The organism is Pseudomonas sp. MN1F (assembly GCF_009391885.1).
In the GTDB taxonomy this organism is placed as follows: Bacteria; Pseudomonadota; Gammaproteobacteria; order Pseudomonadales; family Pseudomonadaceae; genus Aquipseudomonas.
In genome coordinates, this window is sequence record NZ_VZII01000038.1 from 1 (window position 1) to 22,323 (window position 22,323).

Consider the following 22,323-nt stretch of genomic DNA (forward strand, 5'->3'; position numbering starts at 1 on the left):
CCCCATGTGAGAGTAGGTCATCGTCAAGATTCATTTCGCAAAACCCCTATCTGCGCATGCAGGTAGGGGTTTTGTCTTTCTGGGGCCCAGGCAGGCGTTAGTCGTCTCCCACATTTCGAGCTGGGACCACTAGAATAGAGCCGACGTACCTATTCAGAATCTCGAGATGCCCGATCCCGTCGAAACCCAAGCCCTAGAGCAGTTGCCGCTGGACGAGCTGGTCGCCTGCCACGAGTGCGACCTGCTGATGCGCAAGCCAGTGCTGCAGCATGACGAAAAAGCCCAATGCCCACGCTGTGGCTATGAGCTATACGCCCACCGACACAATGTGGTCAACCGCAGCCTGGCCTTGGTGCTGACGGCCTTGCTGCTGTTCGTACCGGCCAACTTCCTGCCCATCATGCAGTTGCATCTGCTTGGCCAGACTTCGGACGATACCGTCTGGAGTGGTGTGCTGGGCCTGTACAACTCAGAGATGCGCGGCGTTGCCGTGGTGGTGTTCCTCTGCAGCATGGCCGTTCCGCTGCTCAAGCTGCTGTGCCAGTTGGCCGTGTTGTTGAGCATCCGCCTGAATGTGGGGCGTGACTACGGGCTGGTGTTCTACCGCTTTTATCACCACCTGCGCGACTGGGGCATGCTCGAGGTCTACTTCATGGGCGTGCTGGTGGCGATCGTCAAGCTCGTGGACCTGGCCCAGCTGACCATTGGCCTGGGCCTGTTCTGTTTCATCAGCCTGTTGCTGGTCCAGGTCTGGCTCGAAGTGGTGATGTCGCCACACCAGATCTGGAGTGCTTTGTCGGGGGAGGATCTCCATGCGGGCGATTGATGCAGGCATCCTGGTCTGCAATGAATGTCATGAGCTGAACCGGCAGGATGCCGAGAACGATGCGCAAACCTGTACGCGCTGCGGTGCCGTCGTGCATGCGCGGCGACCCAACAGCATCATCCGTACCTGGGCGCTGCTGATCACCGCCTCGATCCTGTATATCCCGGCCAACCTGTTGCCGATCATGACGGTCAGCACCTTGGGTCAGGGTAGTGGCGACACCATCATGTCCGGCGTCATTACCTTGCTCAAGCACGGTATGTTGCCAATCGCTGCCGTGGTGTTCATTGCCAGCATCCTGGTGCCTACCTTCAAGCTGGTGGGCATCGGTTTGTTGCTGTATTCGGTCCAGCGTCGCCAGCCGCTGTCGGCAAGGCAACGGATCCTGATGTACCGCTTCATCGAATTCATAGGGCGCTGGTCCATGTTGGACATCTTCGTCATTGCCATTCTGGTGGCGGTGGTGAATTTCGGTCGTATCGCCAGTGTCGAAGCCAACCTGGGCGCTGTCGCCTTCGCAACTGTGGTGATCCTCACGATGCTTGCTGCTTTAACTTTCGATCCCCGACTGATCTGGGATAACACGGAGTCGGATGACGACCATGAGTGACATGCCAACGGCTAAAACCCGCCCCGCCTCGAACTGGTCGGCCATCTGGATCCTGCCGCTGATCGCGCTGATGATCGGTGGCTGGCTGGCCTGGCAGGCCTATCGCGATGCTGGCGTGGAAATCGAGGTGCGTTTCGAGACCGGCGAAGGCATCGTCGCCAACAAGACCGAGGTGATCTACAAGGGCATGTCGGTCGGCAAGGTCACGAAGCTGGTGCTCGATGCCAAGGGCGAGAACCAGGGGGTGATCGCCACCATCGAGATGAACAAGGCCGCTGAGCCGCATCTGACCAAAGGCACGCGGTTCTGGCTGGTCAAGCCAAGTGTCAGCCTGGCCGGTATCTCGGGCCTGGAAACACTGGTATCCGGCAACTACATCGCTGTCAGCCCGGGTGAGGGCGAACGGACCAAGCGCTTTACCGCACTGAAGGTCGCGCCACCGCTGTCCGACTCCGAACCTGGCCTGCACCTGACCCTCAAGGCCGAGCGCCTGGGTTCGCTCAATCGGGACAGCCCGGTGTTCTACAAGCAGATCCAGGTTGGCCGGGTGAAAAGCTATCGTCTGTCTGACGACCAGAGCACGGTCGAGGTCAAGGTCTTCATCGAGCCGGCCTACGCCAGCCTGGTGCGCAAGCACACGCGCTTCTGGAATGCCAGCGGCATCAGCATCGACGCTGACCTGTCAGGGGTGAAAGTGCGCAGCGAGTCGCTGTCGAGCATCGTGGCCGGTGGCATCGCATTCGCCACGCCGGAATACCGCAAGGACAGCCCGCCGACCGACCCGAGTCTGCCATTCCGCCTGTATGAAGACTTCGATGCGGCCCAGGCGGGTATCCGCGTCAAAGTGAAGCTGAGTGACTATGAAGGCCTGCAGGCCGGTCGTACGCCAGTCATGTACAAGGGTATTCAAGTCGGTTCGTTGAAAACCCTGAAGATGGAAGACAACCTGGCCAGTGCTACGGCCGAGCTGACGCTGGACCCGTTGACCGAGGACTATCTGGTAGAAGGTACGCAGTTCTGGGTGGTCAAGCCGTCCATTTCCCTGGCCGGCATCACCGGCCTGGAAGCGTTGGTCAAAGGTAACTACATTGCCATTCGCCCAGGTGAGAAGGGTGCCAAGCCGCAGCGCGAGTTCGAGGCCAGGCCCAAGGCGCCACCGCTGGACCTGAAGGCCCCTGGCCTGCACCTGGTGCTGTTCGCCGATACCCTGGGTTCCCTCGAAATCGGCAGCCCGGTGATGTATCGCCAGGTCAAGGTCGGTAGCGTGCAGAGCTATCAGTTCGCCCGCAACAGCAACCGTATCCTGATTGGTGTGCACATCGAGAAGGAGTTCGAAAACCTGGTCAACGGCTCCTCACGCTTTTGGAACGTCAGCGGTATTACCCTGACCGGCGGCCTGTCGGGCATCAAGATCAAGAGTGAGTCGTTGCAGACGCTCATGGCCGGTGGTATCGCCTTCGATACGCCAACCCCCAATGTTGCGCTCAAACGCCGTATTCCACGCTTCCGTCTGCTGGAGAGCCAGGAGGCGGTAAACCGCACGGGCACCCTGGTGACCATTCGTGTGGACCGGGCTGATGGCCTCAAGCCAGGAACGCCAATTCGCTTCCGCGGCCTGGATGTGGGCAGCATTGAAAGCGTGGACCTGACCAAGGACCTGCAGGCTGTTGTGCTGCGGGCGCGCATCACCGAGGCGGCGGATCGCATTGCCCGGGCAGGCACGCAGTTCTGGGTGGTCAAGCCGGCACTTGGGCTGGTGCGTACCGAGAACCTCGATACCTTGATTGGCGGGCAGTACATCGAAGTGCAGCCGGCGGTGAAGGACAAGGGGCCGCAGCGTGATTTCATTGCGCTGGGCGAGGCACCTGAAATCGCAGGGGAAGAAGTTGGCCTGCCGTTGACCCTGAGTGCGCCACGCCGTGGTTCGATCAAGCCGGGAGTGCCGGTTACCTATCGCGAAGTGGCGGTGGGCAAGGTGACAGGTTTCGAGTTGGGCCAGAGTGCAGACCGCGTGTTGATCCACATTCTGATCGAGCCGCGTTACGCCGCCCTGGTGCGCGGTGGCAGCCGGTTCTGGAACAGCAGTGGCTTCGGCTTCGACTGGGGGCTGTTCAAGGGCGCCACGGTGCGTACCGAGTCGCTGCAGACGCTCATTGATGGCGGCATTGCCTTCGCCACGCCTGAGGGAGAGCAGATGGGCAACCCGGCACGGCCGCAGCAGACCTTCGCCTTGTTCGACAAGCCCGAGGATGCCTGGCTGCAGTGGGCACCGAAGATCCAGATCGCGAAGTAACAACGTAGGAATGTGGGGGCGGGTAAGCCCGCTCCCACAGCGGTCGCACAAGGCTTGAATTGCAGGCATAAAAAAACCGACCCTAGGGTCGGTTTTTTCGACAAGCGTCGCTTAGGCAGCTGCAGCTTCTTTCAGCGCCTTGATGTGGCCATTCAGACGGCCTTTGTGGCGAGCAGCTTTGTTCTTGTGGATGATACCTTTGTCGGCCATACGGTCGATTACAGGTACAGCCAGAACGTAAGCGGCTTGCGCTTTTTCGGCGTCTTTTGCGTCGATGGCTTTAACTACATTCTTGATGTAGGTGCGGACCATGGAACGCAGGCTGGCGTTGTGGCTGCGACGCTTCTCAGCCTGTTTTGCACGTTTCTTGGCGGAAGGTGTGTTGGCCACCGTCGAGCTCCTCGAAAGACTTTAGGTAAATAGCAAACAAAATAGGCCGCGAATCATGCCGATGAGTCGACCGGATGTCAAGACCACCTGCAGGGTTCCGCCGAGTGGTGCAGCAACAGGCGGGAAATATTCCTTTCTGCCGTGCTACCTGTAAACTCGGGAATTTTTGGCTCCCCTGCGAAGGCGCGGGAGTATCGCACATTCGGACGCTGTCTGGCAGCGCCCTCTGTCTTTGGCGTGAATCTTTTCGATGAATCTGCTCAAATCCCTGGCTGCAGTCAGCTCCATCACCATGATTTCGCGGGTGCTGGGCTTCGTGCGCGACACCATCCTGGCCCGTGTCTTCGGTGCCGGTATCGCCACCGACGCCTTCTTCATCGCCTTCAAACTGCCCAACCTGCTGCGGCGGATCTTTGCCGAAGGGGCATTTTCCCAGGCGTTCGTGCCGATCCTGGCCGAATACAAGACCCAGCAGGGCGAGGAAGCGACGCGAACCTTCATCGCCTACGTCAGCGGCCTGCTGACCCTGGTACTGGCCCTGGTCACGGCCGTCGGCATCCTCGCTGCACCGTGGGTGGTCTGGGCCACCGCCCCGGGCTTTGTCGACAGCGCCGAGAAGTACGCGCTGACCACCGACCTGCTGCGGGTGACGTTTCCCTATATATTGCTGATCTCGCTGTCGTCCCTGGCCGGCGCGATCCTCAACACCTGGAACCGTTTTTCGGTCCCGGCGTTCACCCCGACCCTGCTCAACGTGGCGATGATCTTCTTCGCCGTGCTGCTGACGCCGTACTTCAACCCGCCGATCATGGCCCTGGCCTGGGGCGTGCTGGCCGGTGGCCTGGCGCAGTTGCTGTACCAGCTGCCAGCGCTGAAGAAGATCGGCATGCTCGTGCTGCCGCGCCTGAACCTGCGCGACGCGGGAGTATGGCGGGTGCTCAAGCAGATGCTGCCGGCGATCCTCGGGGTGTCGGTGAGCCAGATCTCGTTGATCATCAACACCATCTTCGCCTCCTTCCTGGTGGCCGGCTCGGTGTCGTGGATGTACTACGCCGACCGCCTCATGGAGCTGCCTTCGGGCGTGCTCGGCGTGGCCCTGGGCACCATCCTGCTGCCGACCCTGGCCAAGACCTACGCCAACAAGGACCGCGAGGAGTATTCGCGGATCATGGACTGGGGCCTGCGCCTGTGCTTCCTGCTGGTGCTGCCGTGCACCCTGGCCTTGGCGATTCTTGCCGAGCCGTTGACCGTGGCGCTGTTCCAGTACGGCAAGTTCAGCGCCTTCGACGCCGTGATGACCCAGCGCGCGCTGATCGCCTATTCGGTCGGCCTGCTGGCGATCATTCTGGTCAAGGTACTGGCACCGGGCTTCTATGCGCAGCAGAATATCCGCACGCCAGTGAAGATCGCGATCTTCACCCTGGTCTGCACCCAGCTGTTCAACCTGGCGCTGATCGGCCCGCTGCAGCACGCCGGCCTGGCCCTGGCGATCAGCCTCGGTGCCTGCCTGAACGCGGGCCTGCTGTTCTGGAAGCTGCGCAGCCAGCAGTTGTTCCAGCCGCAACCGGGCTGGGCGATGTACCTGCTCAAACTGGTGCTGGCAGTCACCCTGATGGCAGCGGTGCTGCTGGTGGGCATGCACTACCTGCCAGCCTGGGAACAGGGCAACATGCTCGAACGGTTCCTGCGCCTCGGCGCGTTGATCGCGGCGGGTGTGGTGACCTATTTCGGTTGCCTGTACCTGTGTGGTTTCCGGCCCCGGCATTTCGCCCGCAAGGCCCTGCATTGATGTAGATGGCGGGTCAGGCGTCGGTTTTTCGCATTCCACGCCACCCCTTGGCGCTGCTGCCTGTCACCAGCGCCCGGGTGTGGTTATAATCGGCCACTTTATGAGCAAGAAGCGCGTTATGCAGCTGGTTCGAGGTCTTCACAACCTGCGCCCCGAGCACCGGGGCTGTGTCGCCACCATTGGCAACTTCGACGGGGTTCACCGCGGCCACCAGGCAATCCTGGCGCGCCTGCGCGAGCGCGGCCAAGAGCTTGGCCTGCCGACCTGCGTGGTGATCTTCGAGCCGCAGCCGCGCGAGTACTTCGCCCCGGACACCGCACCCGCCCGCCTGGCGCGCCTGCGCGACAAGGTCGAGCTGCTGGCCGGTGAAGGCATCGACCGGGTGCTGTGCCTGGCGTTCAACCAGCGCCTGAGTCAGCTCAGCGCCGATGCGTTCGTCAAGGCGATCCTGGTCGACGGCCTGGGTGTGCGCCACCTCGAAGTGGGCGACGACTTCCGCTTCGGCTGTGATCGTGCCGGCGATTTCGCCTTCCTGGTCGCTGCCGGCAAGCAGTACGGGTTTACCGTCGAAGCCGCCAACACGGTGATCCAGCACGGCCTGCGGGTCAGCAGCACCGAGGTGCGCAAGGCGCTGTCCGAAGGCAACTTCGAGCTGGCCGAGCACCTGCTGGGCCGCCCATACCGTATTAGTGGCCGTGTGTTGCATGGCCAGAAGCTGGCTCGCCAGCTGGGCACGCCAACCGCCAACATCCAGCTCAAACGCCGCCGTGTGCCGCTGTCCGGGGTCTACCTGGCCAGCATCGAGATCGACGGCAAGGCCTGGCCGGGTGTCGGCAACATCGGCGTGCGCCCCACGGTGGCCGGTGACGGCCGCCCGCACCTCGAGATTCATCTACTGGATTATGCCGGCGATCTGTATGGCCGGCGCCTGACGGTGGAATTCCACCACAAGCTGCGTGAAGAGCAGCGATTCGCCTCCCTGGAGGCGCTGAAGTCGGCGATCGATGCGGATATCGCCGCCGCACGTGCACATTGGCACGCTCAACCGCTAACGAAGAGCCTGAAATGACCGACTACAAAGCCACGCTAAACCTTCCGGACACCGCCTTCCCCATGAAGGCCGGCCTGCCTCAGCGCGAACCGCAGATTCTGCAGCGCTGGGACAGCATTGGCCTGTACCAGAAGCTGCGCGAAATTGGCAAGGATCGTCCGAAGTTCGTCCTGCACGACGGCCCGCCCTATGCCAACGGCAAGATTCACATCGGTCATGCGCTGAACAAGATCCTCAAGGACATGATCGTCCGTTCCAAGACCCTGTCCGGCTTCGACGCGCCGTATGTACCGGGCTGGGACTGCCACGGCCTGCCGATCGAGCACAAGGTCGAGGTCACCCACGGCAAGCACCTGACCGCCGACCGCACCCGCGAGCTGTGCCGCGAGTACGCTGCCGAGCAGATCGAAGGGCAGAAGACCGAGTTCATCCGCCTGGGCGTGCTGGGTGACTGGGACAACCCGTACAAGACCATGAACTTCGCCAACGAGGCCGGTGAAATCCGTGCCCTGGCCGAGATGGTCAAGCAAGGCTTCGTGTTCAAGGGGCTCAAGCCTGTGAACTGGTGCTTCGACTGCGGTTCGGCCCTGGCAGAAGCCGAAGTCGAATACGCCGACAAGAAGTCCCAGACCATCGACGTGGCCTTCCCGGTCGCCGACGAGGCCAAGCTGGCTGCCGCCTTCGGCCTGGCCTCGCTGGCCAAGCCAGCCGCCATCGTGATCTGGACCACCACCCCGTGGACCATCCCGGCCAACCAGGCGCTGAACATCCACCCGGAGTTCAAGTACGCCCTGGTCGACACCGGCGAGCGCCTGCTGGTGCTGGCTGAAGAGCTGGTCGAGTCGTGCCTCAAGCGCTACAACCTGGAAGGCTCGGTGATCGCCACCGCCCAGGGTTCGGCACTGGAACTGATCAACTTCCGCCACCCGTTCTACGACCGCCTGTCGCCTGTCTACCTGGCCGACTACGTCGAGCTGGGTGCCGGTACCGGCGTGGTTCACTCCTCGCCAGCCTACGGTGAAGACGACTTCGTCACCTGCAAGCGCTACGGCATGGTCAACGACGACATCCTCACCCCGGTGCAGAGCAACGGCGTGTACGTCGAGTCGTTGCCGTTCTTCGGCGGCCAGTTCATCTGGAAGGCCAACCCGGCCATCGTCGACAAGCTGAGCGAAGTCGGCGCGCTGATGCACACCGAAACCATCAGCCACAGCTACATGCACTGCTGGCGCCACAAGACCCCGCTGATCTACCGCGCTACTGCGCAGTGGTTCGTCGGCATGGACAAGCAACCGAGCACCGGCGAGCCGCTGCGCGAACGTGCCCTGAAAGCCATCGAAGACACCAAGTTCGTCCCGGCCTGGGGCCAGGCGCGCCTGCACTCGATGATCGCTAACCGCCCGGACTGGTGCATCTCGCGTCAGCGCAACTGGGGCGTGCCGATTCCGTTCTTCCTGCACAAGCAGACCGGCGAGCTACACCCGCGCACCGTCGAGTTGATGGAAGCCGTGGCCAAGCGCGTCGAGCAAGAGGGCATCGAAGCCTGGTTCAAGCTGGACGCTGCCGAACTGCTGGGTGACGAGGCCGGCCAGTACGACAAGATCGCCGATACCCTGGATGTGTGGTTCGACTCCGGTACCACCCACTGGCACGTGCTGCGTGGCTCCCACGACATCGGCCACGCCACCGGCCCGCGTGCCGACCTGTACCTGGAAGGCTCCGACCAGCACCGCGGCTGGTTCCACTCGTCCTTGCTGACCGGTTGCGCCATCGACGGCCACGCGCCGTACCGCGAGCTGCTGACCCACGGCTTCACCGTGGACGAGAACGGCCGCAAGATGTCCAAGTCGCTGGGCAACACCATCGAGCCGGAAAAGGTCAACAACACCCTGGGTGCCGACATCCTGCGCCTGTGGGTTTCCGCGACCGACTATTCGGGCGAGATGGCGGTTTCCGAGCAGATCCTGCAGCGCAGCGCCGATGCCTACCGCCGTATCCGCAACACCGCACGCTTCCTGCTCTCCAACCTGTCCGGCTTCGACCCGGCCCGCGACCTGCTGAAGCCGGAAGAGATGATCGCCCTGGACCGTTGGGCGGTGGACCGTACCCTGCTGCTGCAGCGCGAGCTGGAAGAGCACTACGGCGAATACCGCTTCTGGAACGTCTACTCGAAGATCCACAACTTCTGCGTGCAGGAGCTGGGCGGCTTCTACCTCGACATCATCAAGGACCGCCAGTACACCACCGGCGCCAACAGTGTCGCCCGCCGTTCCTGCCAGACCGCGCTGTACCACATCAGCGAGGCACTGGTGCGCTGGATTGCACCGATCCTGGCGTTCACCGCCGACGAAATCTGGCAGTACCTGCCGGGCGAGCGTAACGAGTCGGTGATGCTCAATGGCTGGTACCAGGGCCTGACCGAGCTGCCGGAAGGCACCGAGCTGGACCGCGCCTACTGGGACCGCGTGATGGCCGTGAAGGCCGCGGTCAACAAGGAACTGGAGAACCAGCGTACCGCCAAGGTCATCGGCGGCAACCTGCAGGCCGAAGTCACCCTGTTCGCCGAGGAGGGCCTGAGCGCCGACCTGAGCAAGCTGGGCGACGAGCTGCGCTTCGTGCTGATCACTTCGGCCGCCAGCGTGGTGCCGTTCGCCCAGGCGCCGGCCGAAGCCGTGGCCACCGAAGTCGAAGGCCTCAAGCTGCAGGTGGTCAAGTCTGGTCACGTCAAGTGCGGCCGTTGCTGGCACTTCCGTGCCGACGTCGGCAGCCACCCGGAGCACCCGGAAATCTGCGGTCGCTGCGTCGACAACCTGACCGGCTCGGGCGAGGTGCGCCACTATGCCTAACCCTGCAGCAGGGCGCTTCGGGCGCCTTGCATGGCTGTGGCTGAGCTTGCTGGTCCTGGTCCTCGACCAGGCCACCAAGCTGTACTTCAACAATGCCCTGACCATGTACCAGCAGATCGTCGTCATCCCTGACTACTTCAGCTGGACCCTGGCCTACAACACCGGTGCTGCCTTCAGCTTCCTTGCGGATGGTGCCGGCTGGCAGCGCTGGCTGTTCGCCCTGATCGCCGTGGTGGTCAGTGCGGTGCTGGTGGTCTGGCTCAAGCGCCTGGGGCGCGGCGAGACCTGGCTGGCGGTGGCGCTGGCATTGGTGCTGGGCGGTGCGATCGGCAACCTGTACGACCGCATCGTGCTCGGCCATGTGGTCGACTTCATCCTGGTGCACTGGCAGAACCGTCATTACTTCCCGGCCTTCAACCTGGCCGACAGCGCCATCACCGTTGGTGCGGTGATGCTGGCGCTGGATATGTTCAAGAGCAAGAAGTCCGAGGATCCGGTCCATGACTGACACCCGTATCGGCCAGAACACCGAAGTCACCCTGCACTTCGCGCTGCACCTGGAAAACGGCGACACCGTCGACAGCACCTTCGACAAGGCCCCGGCCACGTTCAAGGTCGGCGACGGCAACCTGCTGCCAGGCTTCGAGAGCGCCCTGTTCGGCTTCAAGGCCGGCGACAAGCGCACCGTGGTGGTGGCCCCGGAGAACGCCTTCGGCCAGCCCAACCCACAGAACGTGCAAGTCATGCCGCGGTCCCAGTTCGAGGGCATGGAGTTGTCCGAAGGGCTGCTGATCATCTTCAACGATGCCGCCAACACCGAGCTGCCGGGTGTGGTCAAAGCGTTCGATGACAATCAGGTTACCATCGACTTCAATCACCCACTGGCTGGCAAGACCCTGACCTTCGAGGTGGAGATCCTCGAGGTCAAGGCCCTGTAGGCCTGGAGCCGAGCATGCAAATCAAACTCGCCAACCCGCGCGGCTTCTGCGCGGGGGTCGACCGGGCGATCGAAATCGTCAACCGTGCGCTGGAAGTCTTCGGCCCGCCGATCTATGTGCGCCATGAAGTGGTGCACAACAAGTTCGTGGTGGAAGACCTGCGCAACCGTGGTGCCATCTTCGTCGAAGAGCTGGACCAGGTGCCGGACGATGTCATCGTCATCTTCAGCGCCCACGGCGTGTCCCAGGCCGTGCGCCAGGAGGCCGCCGGCCGTGGTCTGAAGGTGTTCGACGCGACCTGCCCGCTGGTCACCAAGGTGCACATCGAAGTGGCCAAGTACAGCCGCGATGGCCGTGAGTGCATTCTCATCGGCCATGAAGGGCACCCGGAAGTCGAAGGCACCATGGGGCAATACGACGCCAGCAACGGCGGCGCCATCTACCTCGTCGAAGACGAGGACGATGTTGCTCAGCTGCAGGTGAAAGACCCGGACCACCTGGCATTCGTCACCCAGACCACGCTGTCGATGGACGATACCAGTCGTGTCATCGATGCCCTGCGCGCACGCTTCCCGAACATCGGCGGCCCGCGCAAGGACGACATCTGCTACGCCACGCAAAACCGCCAGGATGCCGTCAAGCAGCTGGCTGGCGAGAGTGATGTATTGCTGGTGGTTGGCAGCCCGAACAGCTCCAACTCCAACCGCCTGCGCGAGCTGGCCGAGCGCATGGGCACCCCGGCCTACCTGATCGATGGCGCTGAGGACATGCAGCGTGTCTGGTTTGAGCAAGCGCAACGGGTGGGCATTACTGCCGGTGCTTCGGCCCCCGAAGTGTTGGTGCAGGGTGTGATCGAACAGCTCAAGGCCTGGGGCGCTACTGGCGCCGAAGAGCTGGACGGGCGGCCGGAGAACATCACGTTCTCCATGCCCAAAGAGCTGCGGGTTCGCTCGCTGATCTGAGTCAGCGGCCTGCGCACAGAGGGTTTGCTTCCTTGACTGTGCGCAGGTCGACTCTGCCTGCGCTTGATATCACCACCTGATACTTGTTGCTCGCAGGGGAATGCTCACAAACCTCCAGCGTCGCGCCGAACTGGCCCACTGGCATTCCCAGGGCACCGAATTTCACCTGTCCCTTGGTGTTTTCGACGATTCTCAGCGAGCGCGTCAACCGGTGCTCGCGCAGCACTTGCTGATTGTGCTCCAGCTGCACAAGCCAGCCCTTGCCCCAATCATTTTCCAACGGTCGCACAAGCACAGGCTGACTCTGCAGCATGGCGTGGCTGCGCGCGCTGCGCAGTGCCTGTGCCAGATCTCGGGCTGTCGCAGCTCTGTGTAGGTCATCGCGCAACCTGGCGTAAGCCGGCATGCCGAGTTGTGTCAGCAAGGCGGCCATGGCCAGTGCAAACATCATTTGAATCAGTGTTACACCACGTTGCCTCACCGTGCATTCCTCCCTGGAAGTGCTTGGCTATAGCTTCACGGTCATTGGACATGAGGTCCAGTCGACCAAGTTCAAGCAATTGCGGGAAAATTCCGCAGAGGTGCAAGGGTGCACAAGAAACAGCGCGGCATGACGCTGCTGGAAGTGCTGTTGGCGGTCGTTGTGGTAGCAGCGGGCATATTCGCTGCGGCAGCCATGCAACTGAAGGCACTGCAAGCCACGGACAATGCGCGCCGTGATGCGCAAGCGGCGTTTGCAGTACACAGCGAAAACGAGCGGAGCCGGCAATGAAGCGCATGCAAGTCGGCTTCGGTTTGCTGGAGGTGATGCTGGCGCTGACGATTGGGCTGATGGTGTTGGTGGCTGCCAGTCAGCTTTTCGTATCCGCCCATCAAACATGGCGGCTTCAGGGTGCGGCGCTGCGCCTTCAGGATGATGCACGCCTGGCGCTGTTGCGGATGGCCCAGGATATCCGCATGGCGGGCATGTTCGGTTGCCTGCGGCTGAAGCCCAGTGACTTCCAGGACCCGCTTGCTCGGCAGGCATTCGCGCAGCCACTGGTGATTGGGGCATCCAGCTTGGAGTTGGTGGTCGCCGAGTCATCGGAGTACACAGGAAAGCCGGAGTGGACCCTACTGACGGATTGCCATACCGAAGCCTTGGTGCGCAAAGGTGCCCATTCGCAAACGGGTTCGCTCATGGCCCTGCGTATCAGCCGTCATCGATATGAACTGCGCGGCTCCACCCTGCAATTCATATGGGGACAAAACGCCCAGCCGCTGATTGAGCATGTACGCGAGTTAAATGTGACACAGGTTGATGCGCCAGGAGGGGCTAGGGTCGATCTGGCACTCACGTTGTTCGAGCCGACGCTGCAACTTGAGCAGCGCCATCAACTAAGCGTGGGGTTACGCAATCTGGGCTCAGATGGATGAGCCGACAACGCGGAATGGTTCTCCTGTTGTCGCTGGTACTAAGCCTGCTTTTGGCATTGCTTGCAGCTTCAGCCCTGCGCGATGCGCTGATCGAAACGCGATTGACGGGGGCCATGCGCGACGGTCTGCAGGCATTCGAAGAGGCGGAGGCCGTAATGCAGGTCGGGGTCGGTGAAATTCTGCGTTCGCCCCCGGGGCAGTGCCGCGACTGTAAACCCCCATCACGCCCACACGACCTGCAAGGCCAATGGCGAAGCAGCAGGGATGGCTACTTCAAACTGCAGAACCTGGGTACAACCACCGGTGCGGCCCATATGCCCGAGGGCGAACAGGTCACCTTGTACCGAATAACAGCGGTCAGCCAGCAACTGGCAGCCCGTCAGGTCCTGGAAGCCGTCTACGCCATACCCATCGCTCAACCACAGGCCCCGCAGCGCATCCTCTGGCGGCAAAGACTGAGGCAAGACTGACATGCAGCAAGGTATGACCCTGATCGAGTTGTTGATTGTCGTGGCCGTGACCGGCATTCTGGCAGCCATTGCCTACCCCAGTTACAGCGACCAGCTCAGGCGAGCCGCACGCAGCGAAGTGGTTGGCCTGCTGCATGACGCCGCCTTGCGCCTGGAGCGCCACCGCGTGCGCACCGGGCATTACGCCGAGGGCGACCCGCGATTGCCCGCCGCCAACCGCCATTACCGCCTGCAGGCCCAACGCGACAGCGACACCTTCACGCTGACCGCCCACCGGCTGCCCGATGGCCTGATGGCCGATGATCGCTGTGGCGACTTTCAGCTCGACCACGTTGGCGTGCAGAGCAATCCGGGTGCTGCTGAAAGCAGCGAGCGCTGCTGGGGAAGCTGAAGGTTGAATGATGCCCAGGCATCGCGGAATTACTTCAGGTGTTGGATCGACAGATGAGCAAGCAAGTAGTGGTGGTTGGCGGCGGGGTGATCGGCCTGCTGACCGCGTTCAACCTGGCGGCGAAGGTCGGCCAGGTGGTGGTGTGTGACCAGGGCGAAGTTGGCCGCGAGTCCTCCTGGGCCGGTGGCGGCATCGTTTCGCCGTTGTACCCCTGGCGCTACAGCCCGGCGGTAACCGCGCTGGCGCATTGGTCGCAGGATTTTTATCCCCAGCTGGGCGAGCGCCTGTTCGAAACCACGGGTATCGACCCAGAGGTGCACACCACTGGCCTGTACTGGCTCGACCTGGACGATGAAGCCGAGGCGCTGGCCTGGGCCAAGCGCGAACAGCGGCCACTCAGCGCTGTGGATATCTCCGCCGCCTACGATGCGGTACCGGTGCTTGGCCCGGGTTTCAAGCATGCGATCTTCATGGCCGGTGTGGCCAACGTGCGTAACCCACGGCTGGTGAAGTCGCTCAAGGCGGCGTTGCTGGCATTGCCCAATGTGACCTTGCGCGAGCACGGCGAGGTCAGCGGCTTCGTTCATGAGAACGGGCGCGTGGCAGGCGTACAGACAGCTGACGGTGTGCTCAAGGCGGATGAAGTGGTGCTCAGTGCCGGCGCCTGGAGTGGCGACTTGCTGCATACCCTGGGGCTGGAACTCCCGGTCGAACCGGTGAAGGGCCAGATGATCCTGTTCAAGTGCGCCGAGGACTTCCTGCCGAGCATGGTGCTGGCCAAGGGGCGCTATGCGATCCCGCGTCGTGACGGGCACATTCTGGTGGGCAGTACGCTGGAGCATGCCGGCTACGACAAGACCCCGACCGAGGACGCGCTGGCCAGCCTCAAGGCTTCGGCCATCGAACTGCTGCCTGAACTCAAGGATGCCACGGTGGTGGGGCACTGGGCCGGACTGCGGCCAGGCTCCCCGGAAGGCATTCCCTACATCGGGCCGGTGCCAGGGCATGACGGTTTGTGGCTGAACTGCGGGCATTACCGCAACGGGCTGGTGCTGGCGCCGGCTTCGTGCCAATTGTTCACCGATTTGCTCACAGGAGCCGAGCCGATCATCGACCCGGCGCCGTATGCGCCAGTGGGGCGTCTGGGCTGAGATCCCTTAAGCGGCGGTTCGTCGGGGAGCCGAACTGCCGCTGTAGAAGTTTCCTACAAGCTTTGTAGCAGGCAGTCACCTACCTATCAGTACGCCATCCAATCTATCCTTCGTGCGCCCTCGACCGCGTCCAATCGCAAGTGCGTCCAAGCCTATTACCCATTCAGCAGTGCTGGGCGGGTCAAGAAGAACCTGATCCAGGCCCTGCCTGGGAAGGATTTGAAGAAATGCATGTACTGACTTTTAGCCAGGCTCGCGCCGACCTGAAGCAGACAATGGATGATGTATGCCGGGACCATGAGCCCGCGATCATTACGCGCCTGCGCGGTGAGCCGGGGGTCATGATTTCGCTTGAGGACTACAACGGCATGCAGGAGACGCTGTATCTCCTTGGCTCTTCTGCCAATGCCAAGCGTATGCGTGCATCCATTGATCAGCTGCGGTCGGGCAAAGCTGCTACCCATGAGCTGTCCATCGATGAATATGAAGTCAAAACAACGGAACAAGACTGAAGCGCGCAATGCTGTAAGTGTTGCGATCACGTCTCGTCGCATCACCCGCGAACACCGGCTGGTCTACCTCTTCGAAGGGGGGCAGATGACAATCCTGCAGTGCCGGTATCACTACGACGATTGATCTGCACCGCCTTCGCATCGATGGGGTGAGGGCTCAGCCCTGTCGGCCAGGCCCTTGCTGCAAGTGCGCCTGGCTGCAATACCAGTCATTGCCCTGCTGCAGCGCCCGGTCGTCGGGCAGGTGCACGCCGCAGTGGGCGCAGCGCACCATCTTCAGCGGCGCGTCGAGCTTCGGCTCGGCGTGCGACTGCTGGCTGACTTTGAACTTGCGCCACAGCCAGAGCGCGGCGGCGATCAGGGCGATCCAGAAAAGTAGGCGAACCATGGTGTCCAGCTTGTTGGTTGTAGAAGCCGACAGTCTAGGACGCGGCCATAAAAAAAGGGAGGCCTCAGGCCTCCCTTTCTCGTCGTGCTTGGATCAGTCGAACAGGCCAAAGGTCATGTAGCTGAACCACGAGCGGTCCTGTTCAGCTTCCTTCGGACCGGCCGGCACGATCGGGTCGCCGTTCTCGTCTTTAGGCAGCAGCTCTTGCGGCATCTCGTCGCGCGCGTCCTGGAACTGCTTGACCACGTCCTGGTTGGCGCGGGTTTCACCCGGCGGCAGCGGGGTTTCGGTCTCGATCAGGCCCAGGGTGGCCTTGGACAGCCAGCTGCGGCCGTCAGACTCGGTCTGCTTGGGCTCGAACTGGCCATCGACCAGGCTCGGGTGGTCAGGGTAGTTGAGCTTGAGGGTTTCCAGGCTGGTGGCAGCCAGGTCGTCCAGGTGCATCTTCTGGTACGACTCGACCATGATCGCCAGGCCGTCGCCGACCGATGGGGTTTCCTGGAAGTTCTCGACCACGTAGCGGCCACGGTTGGCAGCGGCCACGTAAGCCTGGCGGCCCAGGTAGTAGTCGGCCACATGGATTTCGTAGGCGGCCAGCAGGTTGCGCAGGTAGATCATGCGCTGCTTGGCGTCTGGCGAGTAGCGGCTGTTGGGGAAGCGGCTGGTCAGCTGGGCGAACTCGTTGTACGAGTCGCGGGCGGCACCCGGGTCACGCTTGGTCATGTCCAGCGGCAGGAAACGCGCCAGCAGGCCACGGTCCTGGTCGAACGAAGTCAGGCCCTTGAGGTAGTAGGCGTAGTCGACGTTCGGGTGCTGCGGGTGCAGGCGGATGAAGCGCTCGGCGGCCGATTTGGCAGCCTCAGGCTCGGAGTTCTTGTAGTTGGCGTAGATCAGCTCGAGCTGCGCCTGGTCGGCGTAGCGGCCGAACGGGTAGCGCGACTCCAGGGCCTTGAGCTTGTTCACGGCGCTGGTGTAGCTGGAGTTGTCCAGGTCAGCCTGTGCCTGTTGATACAGCTCGGCCTCACTGAGGTTCTCGTCAATGACTTCCTTATTGGAGGAACAGGCCGCGGTGAGCCCGAGGATGGCGATCAGCAGCAGGTGTTTCACTTGCATGGCGGCTTGCGTCCCTTTGACGGCCGCTGTCTTGGGCGGTGCCGTCCTGTTATGATGAGCGCCCCGGCCAACCCCGGGACAAAAGAAGCCGTATTTAACCACAAGCTCGCAGCCGAAACCAAAGGCTGTGCGCCCGCCGAATCGAGCATGTCCGAGATCATTCAACTTAGCGCAGAGGTCCCGTCCGAACTGGGCGGTCAACGCCTCGACCAGGTCGCCGCCCAATTGTTCGCCGAGTATTCGCGTTCGCGGCTTACTTCGTGGATCAAAGAGGGCCGCCTGACGGTCGATGGCGCGGTCGTGCGCCCTCGGGACATCGTCCATGGTGGCTCTCAGCTCTTCCTGGAGGCCGAACAAGAGGCCCAGGGTGAGTGGGTTGCAGAAGACATCGAGCTGGATATCGTCTACGAAGACGACCACATCATGGTGATCAACAAGCCTGCCGGGCTGGTTGTGCACCCGGCCGCCGGGCATGCCAGTGGTACGCTGCTCAATGCGTTGCTGCATCACGTGCCAGACATCGTCAACGTACCGCGCGCCGGTATCGTTCACCGCCTGGACAAAGACACCACCGGTCTGATGGTCGTGGCCAAGACCCTGCAGGCGCAGACCAAGCTGGTCGAGCAGATGCAAGCCCGCAAGGTCAGCCGCATCTACGAGTGCATCGTGATTGGCGTAGTGACCGCTGGCGGCAAGATCGATGCCCCGATCGGTCGCCACGGCGGCATGCGCCAGCGCATGGCGGTAACCGACGGCGGCAAGCCGGCGGTCAGCCACTACCGTGTGCTCAAGCGCTTCCGTTCGCACACCCACGTGCGCGTGAAGCTGGAAACCGGCCGTACCCACCAGATTCGCGTGCACATGGCCCATGTCGGTTTCCCGCTGGTCGGTGATCAGACCTACGGCGGGCGCTTCCGCATTCCGCCAGCTGCCAGCGCAACCATGGTCGAGGCGGTGAAGACCTTCCCGCGTCAGGCGCTGCATGCGCGTTTCCTCGCGTTGGCCCACCCGATCACCGGTGAAATCATGAAGTGGGAGTCGCCGCTGCCGGACGACTTCGTCTGGTTGCTGTCGCTGCTCAACCAGGACCGCGAGAGCTTTATCGGATGAACGGCCTGACGCAGTCGCTGCTGTTCCCCGACTGGCCAGCCCCGGCCTCGGTTCACGCCTGCGTCACTACCCGTGCGGGCGGCATCAGCCTGCCGCCCTACGAATCTTTCAATCTCGGCGATCACGTGGGCGATGACCCGGTCGCGGTCGCCGAGAACCGCCGTCGCCTGAGTGACGCCTTCACCATCCAGCCAGCCTGGCTCAAGCAGGTGCATGGCCTGGTGGTGGCGGATGCCGACCCGGCCGTGGTCGCCGAAGCCGATGCCAGCTGGACTGACCAGCCTGGTATTGCCTGTACCGTGATGACCGCCGATTGCCTGCCGGCGCTGTTCTGTGACCGCGCCGGTACTCGCGTGGCCGCAGCGCATGCTGGCTGGCGCGGGCTGGCGGGCGGCGTGCTTGAGGCGACGCTTGATCGCCTGGCGCTGGCGCCTGAAGAGGTGCTGGTGTGGCTCGGGCCGGCTATTGGCCCCAAGGCCTTCGAAGTGGGGCTGGAAGTGCGCGATGCCTTTACCGCCGTGCATCCTGAAGCGGCCAGGGCCTTCGTCGATGGCGAACGGCCGGGCAAGTTGATGGCTGACATCTATGAGCTGGCGCGCATTCGCCTGGCGGCGCGTGGGGTGACGGCAGTTTATGGCGGTGGGTATTGCACGGTCAGTGATGGGCGCTTCTTCTCTTATCGCCGCACCCCTCAGGGTGGGCGCTTCGCCTCACTGGTCTGGCTGGACCCGCGTTAGCCTGTAGCGGACTCTCGCGGATAAATCCGCACCTCAATGGATGCGAAACCTGAGGTGCGGATTCATCCGCGATCGCCCCAGCGTTAATCCAACAGGTTGATCAAGGTCAACCCCGCTACGCTTGAATCTTCCAGAATCACCCTTATCTATAAGGTCATCTCAGGCAGGTTTCTTCATAAACAGGCGCTGTCCATCGCTCCGACCTGCCCTTTAAAGGAAGGTACCCCATGCGAATAGACCGTTTGACCAGCAAGCTCCAGCTTGCAATATCCGATGCCCAATCCCTGGCCGTTGGCATGGACCACCCAGCCATCGAGCCCGTGCACCTGTTGCAGGCGCTGCTCGAACAGCAGGGCGGTTCGATCAAGCCGCTGCTGATGCAGGTTGGCTTCGACATCAACAACCTGCGCCAGGCGTTGGTGAAAGAACTCGACCAATTGCCGAAAATCCAGAACCCCACTGGCGACGTGAACATGTCGCAGGACCTGGCGCGCCTGCTCAACCAGGCCGACCGCCTGGCCCAGCAGAAGGGCGACCAGTTCATTTCCAGCGAACTGGTGCTGCTCGCCGCCATGGACGAGAACAGCAAGCTCGGCAAGCTGCTGCTCAGCCAAGGTGTGTCCAAGAAGGCCCTGGAAAACGCCATCAACAACCTGCGCGGCGGTGCGGCGGTGAATGACGCCAACGCCGAAGAGTCGCGCCAGGCCCTGGACAAGTACACCGTCGACCTGACCAAGCGCGCCGAAGAAGGCAAGCTTGACCCGGTGATCGGCCGTGACGACGAAATCCGCCGCACCGTGCAGGTGCTGCAACGTCGAACCAAAAACAACCCGGTGCTGATCGGTGAGCCTGGCGTGGGTAAAACCGCCATCGCCGAAGGCCTGGCACAGCGCATCATCAACGGCGAAGTGCCCGATGGCCTGAAAGGCAAGCGCCTGCTGGCGCTGGACATGGGGGCGCTGATCGCCGGTGCCAAGTACCGCGGCGAGTTCGAAGAGCGCCTCAAAGGCCTGCTCAACGAGCTGTCCAAGCAGGAAGGCCAGATCATCCTGTTCATCGACGAGCTGCACACCATGGTCGGCGCTGGTAAAGGCGAGGGCGCCATGGACGCCGGCAACATGCTCAAGCCGGCCCTGGCCCGTGGCGAGCTGCACTGCGTTGGCGCCACCACGCTCAACGAATACCGCCAGTTCATCGAGAAGGATGCGGCACTGGAGCGGCGCTTCCAGAAAGTGCTGGTGGAAGAGCCGAGCGAAGAAGACACCATCGCCATCCTGCGTGGCCTGAAAGAGCGCTATGAAGTGCACCACAAGGTGGCCATCACCGACGGTGCGATCATTGCCGCCGCCAAGCTCAGCCACCGCTACATCACCGACCGCCAGCTGCCGGACAAGGCCATCGACCTGATCGACGAAGCGGCCAGCCGTATCCGCATGGAGATCGACTCCAAGCCGGAAGTGCTCGACCGCCTCGACCGTCGCCTGATCCAGCTGAAGGTGGAATCCCAGGCGCTGAAGAAGGAAGAAGACGAGGCGGCCAAGAAGCGCCTTGAGAAGCTCACCGAGGAAATCGAGCGGCTGGAGCGCGAGTATTCCGACCTGGAAGAAATCTGGGCGTCGGAGAAAGCCGAAGTGCAGGGTTCGGCGCAGATCCAGCAAAAGATCGAGCAGGCCCGCCAAGAGCTCGAAGCCGCCCGTCGCAAAGGCGACCTGAGCCGCATGGCCGAGCTGCAGTACGGGGTGATCCCGGACCTGGAGCGCAGCCTGCAGATGGTCGATCAGCACGGCAAGACCGAAAACCAGTTGCTGCGCAACAAGGTCACCGAGGAAGAAATTGCCGAAGTGGTGTCCAAGTGGACCGGCATCCCGGTGGCGAAGATGCTCGAAGGTGAGCGCGAGAAGCTGCTGAAGATGGAAGAGCTGCTGCACCAGCGGGTGATCGGCCAGGGCGAGGCGGTGACCGCAGTTGCCAACGCCGTGCGCCGTTCGCGTGCCGGGCTGTCCGACCCGAACCGGCCGAGTGGTTCGTTCATGTTCCTCGGCCCGACCGGCGTGGGCAAAACCGAGCTGTGCAAGGCGCTGGCCGAGTTCCTGTTCGACACCGAAGAGGCCATGGTGCGCATCGACATGTCCGAGTTCATGGAAAAACACTCCGTGGCTCGCCTGATCGGCGCCCCACCAGGCTATGTCGGTTATGAAGAGGGCGGTTACCTGACCGAGGCCGTGCGCCGCAAGCCGTACTCGGTGGTGCTGCTGGATGAAGTGGAGAAGGCTCACCCGGATGTGTTCAACGTGCTGCTGCAAGTGCTGGAAGACGGCCGCCTGACTGACAGCCATGGCCGCACCGTGGACTTCCGCAACACGGTGATCGTGATGACCTCCAACCTGGGCTCGGCGCAGATCCAGGAGCTGGTGGGCGATCGCGAGGCACAACGTGCGGCGGTGATGGACGCGGTGGGTTCGCACTTCCGTCCGGAGTTCATCAACCGCATCGACGAAGTGGTGGTGTTCGAGCCACTGGGCCGCGAGCAGATCGCCGGCATCACCGAGATCCAGCTTGGCCGCCTGCGCAGCCGCCTGCTCGAGCGCGAACTGTCGCTGAGCCTGAGCCCGGAGGCGTTGGACAAGCTGATCGCCGTGGGTTACGACCCGGTGTATGGCGCACGGCCGCTGAAGCGGGCGATCCAGCGCTGGATCGAGAACCCGCTGGCGCAGCTGATCCTGGCTGGCAAGTTCATCCCAGGGGCGGCGATTACCGCCAAGGTAGAAGGCGACGAGATCGTCTTTGCCTGACACCTGCTGCCAATGAGCCCCGCATCTGCGGGGCTTTTTTTACCCGTTTACCCGCGAAGAGGGCGGCACAGGCCCAGCAAATCCGGGGCTTTGCGGATATTTGAGATAACGTGCTGAAATTTTTGAAATTTCTGCTTGCAACTGAAATCGAGTGCCCCTAATATACGCCGCGTTGTCAGGCACTAAGCGAATCACCAGCAACATCGGTGACCGCAAAACAACTTACAAATCAGTAAGTTGAATGAAAAAAAGTGGTTGACAAGCAAAACGAAGAATGTAGAATAGCCGGCCTCAGCAGCGACAACGCGAAAGCGAAGAAGCCAAAGAGTCCGAAGCTAACACAGGCTTCGAGGTAGTAAAGATGTGCCGAAGTTCAGTTCCGCGATAGCTCAGTCGGTAGAGCAAATGACTGTTAATCATTGGGTCCCTGGTTCGAGTCCAGGTCGCGGAGCCAATCTCGGGGTGTAGCGCAGTCCGGTAGCGCGCCTGCTTTGGGAGCAGGATGTCAGGAGTTCGAATCCCCTCACCCCGACCATTT

The 22,323-nt window shown here is 62.3% G+C and carries 23 protein-coding genes and 2 tRNA genes; 21 read left to right on the plus strand and 4 right to left on the minus strand.

All coding sequences use genetic code 11. The features are described from left to right. The first annotated feature begins 166 nt into the window (after window positions 1-166). Genes F6X59_RS19340 through F6X59_RS19350 form a run of 3 tightly spaced genes read left to right on the plus strand, consistent with a single transcriptional unit; the run spans window position 167 to window position 3,729 of the window. A complete protein-coding gene (locus tag F6X59_RS19340) occupies window positions 167-826 on the plus strand; it encodes a paraquat-inducible protein A (RefSeq protein WP_152957637.1) in 660 nt (219 codons plus the stop codon). Further along, entirely contained in the window at window positions 813-1,436 is a 624-nt protein-coding gene (locus tag F6X59_RS19345; RefSeq protein WP_152957638.1) for a paraquat-inducible protein A, read from the plus strand. Before F6X59_RS19340 ends, F6X59_RS19345 begins: the two co-directional genes overlap by 14 nt. Next, window positions 1,429-3,729 carry a PqiB family protein gene (locus tag F6X59_RS19350; RefSeq protein WP_152957639.1) on the plus strand — a complete coding sequence of 767 codons (2,301 nt, stop codon included), beginning with the start codon at window positions 1,429-1,431 and terminating at the stop codon, window positions 3,727-3,729. The genes F6X59_RS19345 and F6X59_RS19350 overlap by 8 nt, the downstream gene beginning before the upstream one ends. Window positions 3,730-3,840: 111 nt before the next feature. Here F6X59_RS19350 and rpsT read toward each other — a convergent pair whose 3' ends face one another. Next, window positions 3,841-4,119 (minus strand): 30S ribosomal protein S20, encoded by a 279-nt coding sequence (rpsT, locus tag F6X59_RS19355; protein ID WP_003247625.1) that lies wholly within the window; start codon window positions 4,117-4,119, stop codon window positions 3,841-3,843. Between the two features lie 250 nt (window positions 4,120-4,369). On the opposite strand from rpsT, the gene murJ reads away from it, so the two are divergent. From murJ to ispH, 6 genes are all read left to right on the plus strand, one after another. Continuing rightward, on the plus strand, window positions 4,370-5,908 hold the full coding sequence (gene murJ / locus F6X59_RS19360) for a murein biosynthesis integral membrane protein MurJ (protein ID WP_152957640.1): 1,539 nt from the start codon (window positions 4,370-4,372) through the stop codon (window positions 5,906-5,908). Between the two features lie 118 nt (window positions 5,909-6,026). Then, window positions 6,027-6,977, plus strand: coding sequence for a bifunctional riboflavin kinase/FAD synthetase (gene ribF / locus F6X59_RS19365; protein ID WP_152957641.1), 951 nt, complete (start codon window positions 6,027-6,029; stop codon window positions 6,975-6,977). After that, complete coding sequence (gene ileS / locus F6X59_RS19370; RefSeq protein WP_152957642.1) at window positions 6,974-9,805, plus strand: isoleucine--tRNA ligase; 2,832 nt, start codon at window positions 6,974-6,976, stop codon at window positions 9,803-9,805. The genes ribF and ileS overlap by 4 nt, the downstream gene beginning before the upstream one ends. Continuing rightward, window positions 9,798-10,313: a signal peptidase II gene (gene lspA / locus F6X59_RS19375; protein ID WP_054886101.1), complete on the plus strand. Its 516-nt coding sequence runs from the start codon at window positions 9,798-9,800 to the stop codon at window positions 10,311-10,313. Before ileS ends, lspA begins: the two co-directional genes overlap by 8 nt. Beyond that, entirely contained in the window at window positions 10,306-10,743 is a 438-nt protein-coding gene (gene fkpB, locus F6X59_RS19380) for an FKBP-type peptidyl-prolyl cis-trans isomerase (RefSeq protein WP_103445784.1), read from the plus strand. The genes lspA and fkpB overlap by 8 nt, the downstream gene beginning before the upstream one ends. Window positions 10,744-10,757: 14 nt before the next feature. Continuing rightward, window positions 10,758-11,705 carry a 4-hydroxy-3-methylbut-2-enyl diphosphate reductase gene (gene ispH, locus F6X59_RS19385; protein ID WP_152957643.1) on the plus strand — a complete coding sequence of 316 codons (948 nt, stop codon included), beginning with the start codon at window positions 10,758-10,760 and terminating at the stop codon, window positions 11,703-11,705. A 1-nt stretch (window position 11,706) separates the two neighbouring features. On the opposite strand, the gene F6X59_RS19390 is transcribed toward ispH, so the two are convergent. Then, window positions 11,707-12,186 carry a GspH/FimT family pseudopilin gene (locus F6X59_RS19390; protein ID WP_372240453.1) on the minus strand — a complete coding sequence of 160 codons (480 nt, stop codon included), beginning with the start codon at window positions 12,184-12,186 and terminating at the stop codon, window positions 11,707-11,709. A gap of 108 nt (window positions 12,187-12,294) precedes the next feature. Here F6X59_RS19390 and F6X59_RS19395 point away from each other — a divergent pair, with 108 nt between their 5' ends. From F6X59_RS19395 to F6X59_RS19425, 7 genes are all read left to right on the plus strand, one after another. Continuing rightward, window positions 12,295-12,477, plus strand: coding sequence for a prepilin-type N-terminal cleavage/methylation domain-containing protein (locus F6X59_RS19395; RefSeq protein ID WP_372240454.1), 183 nt, complete (start codon window positions 12,295-12,297; stop codon window positions 12,475-12,477). Continuing rightward, window positions 12,474-13,121, plus strand: coding sequence for a PilW family protein (locus F6X59_RS19400; protein ID WP_152957645.1), 648 nt, complete (start codon window positions 12,474-12,476; stop codon window positions 13,119-13,121). The genes F6X59_RS19395 and F6X59_RS19400 overlap by 4 nt, the downstream gene beginning before the upstream one ends. Next, window positions 13,118-13,591, plus strand: coding sequence for a hypothetical protein (locus F6X59_RS19405; RefSeq protein ID WP_152957646.1), 474 nt, complete (start codon window positions 13,118-13,120; stop codon window positions 13,589-13,591). The genes F6X59_RS19400 and F6X59_RS19405 overlap by 4 nt, the downstream gene beginning before the upstream one ends. Before the next feature lies 1 nt (window position 13,592). After that, window positions 13,593-13,982 (plus strand): type IV pilin protein, encoded by a 390-nt coding sequence (locus F6X59_RS19410; RefSeq protein ID WP_152957647.1) that lies wholly within the window; start codon window positions 13,593-13,595, stop codon window positions 13,980-13,982. Between the two features lie 53 nt (window positions 13,983-14,035). Next, on the plus strand, window positions 14,036-15,133 hold the full coding sequence (thiO, locus tag F6X59_RS19415; protein ID WP_152957648.1) for a glycine oxidase ThiO: 1,098 nt from the start codon (window positions 14,036-14,038) through the stop codon (window positions 15,131-15,133). 227 nt (window positions 15,134-15,360) lie between these two features. After that, entirely contained in the window at window positions 15,361-15,645 is a 285-nt protein-coding gene (locus tag F6X59_RS19420) for a type II toxin-antitoxin system Phd/YefM family antitoxin (protein WP_152957649.1), read from the plus strand. Beyond that, window positions 15,617-15,769, plus strand: coding sequence for a type II toxin-antitoxin system YoeB family toxin (locus tag F6X59_RS19425; RefSeq protein ID WP_256669372.1), 153 nt, complete (start codon window positions 15,617-15,619; stop codon window positions 15,767-15,769). The genes F6X59_RS19420 and F6X59_RS19425 overlap by 29 nt, the downstream gene beginning before the upstream one ends. Before the next feature lie 33 nt (window positions 15,770-15,802). Here F6X59_RS19425 and F6X59_RS19430 read toward each other — a convergent pair whose 3' ends face one another. Together F6X59_RS19430 and F6X59_RS19435 are read right to left on the minus strand one after the other, a co-directional pair. Continuing rightward, a complete protein-coding gene (locus tag F6X59_RS19430; RefSeq protein WP_152957651.1) occupies window positions 15,803-16,033 on the minus strand; it encodes a PP0621 family protein in 231 nt (76 codons plus the stop codon). 93 nt (window positions 16,034-16,126) lie between these two features. Next, window positions 16,127-17,146, minus strand: coding sequence for an outer membrane protein assembly factor BamD (locus tag F6X59_RS19435; protein WP_152957652.1), 1,020 nt, complete (start codon window positions 17,144-17,146; stop codon window positions 16,127-16,129). A gap of 147 nt (window positions 17,147-17,293) precedes the next feature. Here F6X59_RS19435 and rluD point away from each other — a divergent pair, with 147 nt between their 5' ends. The 5 genes from rluD (at window position 17,294) to F6X59_RS19460 (ending at window position 22,320) form a co-directional block, all read left to right on the plus strand. Further along, entirely contained in the window at window positions 17,294-18,256 is a 963-nt protein-coding gene (gene rluD, locus F6X59_RS19440; RefSeq protein WP_152957653.1) for a 23S rRNA pseudouridine(1911/1915/1917) synthase RluD, read from the plus strand. Beyond that, window positions 18,253-18,993: a peptidoglycan editing factor PgeF gene (gene pgeF, locus F6X59_RS19445; protein ID WP_152957654.1), complete on the plus strand. Its 741-nt coding sequence runs from the start codon at window positions 18,253-18,255 to the stop codon at window positions 18,991-18,993. The genes rluD and pgeF overlap by 4 nt, the downstream gene beginning before the upstream one ends. A gap of 227 nt (window positions 18,994-19,220) precedes the next feature. Continuing rightward, window positions 19,221-21,785: an ATP-dependent chaperone ClpB gene (gene clpB / locus F6X59_RS19450; protein ID WP_152957655.1), complete on the plus strand. Its 2,565-nt coding sequence runs from the start codon at window positions 19,221-19,223 to the stop codon at window positions 21,783-21,785. Between the two features lie 378 nt (window positions 21,786-22,163). After that, a tRNA-Asn gene (locus F6X59_RS19455) sits at window positions 22,164-22,239 on the plus strand. A 4-nt stretch (window positions 22,240-22,243) separates the two neighbouring features. Next, window positions 22,244-22,320 (plus strand) — tRNA-Pro (locus F6X59_RS19460). Window positions 22,321-22,323 lie beyond the last annotated feature (3 nt).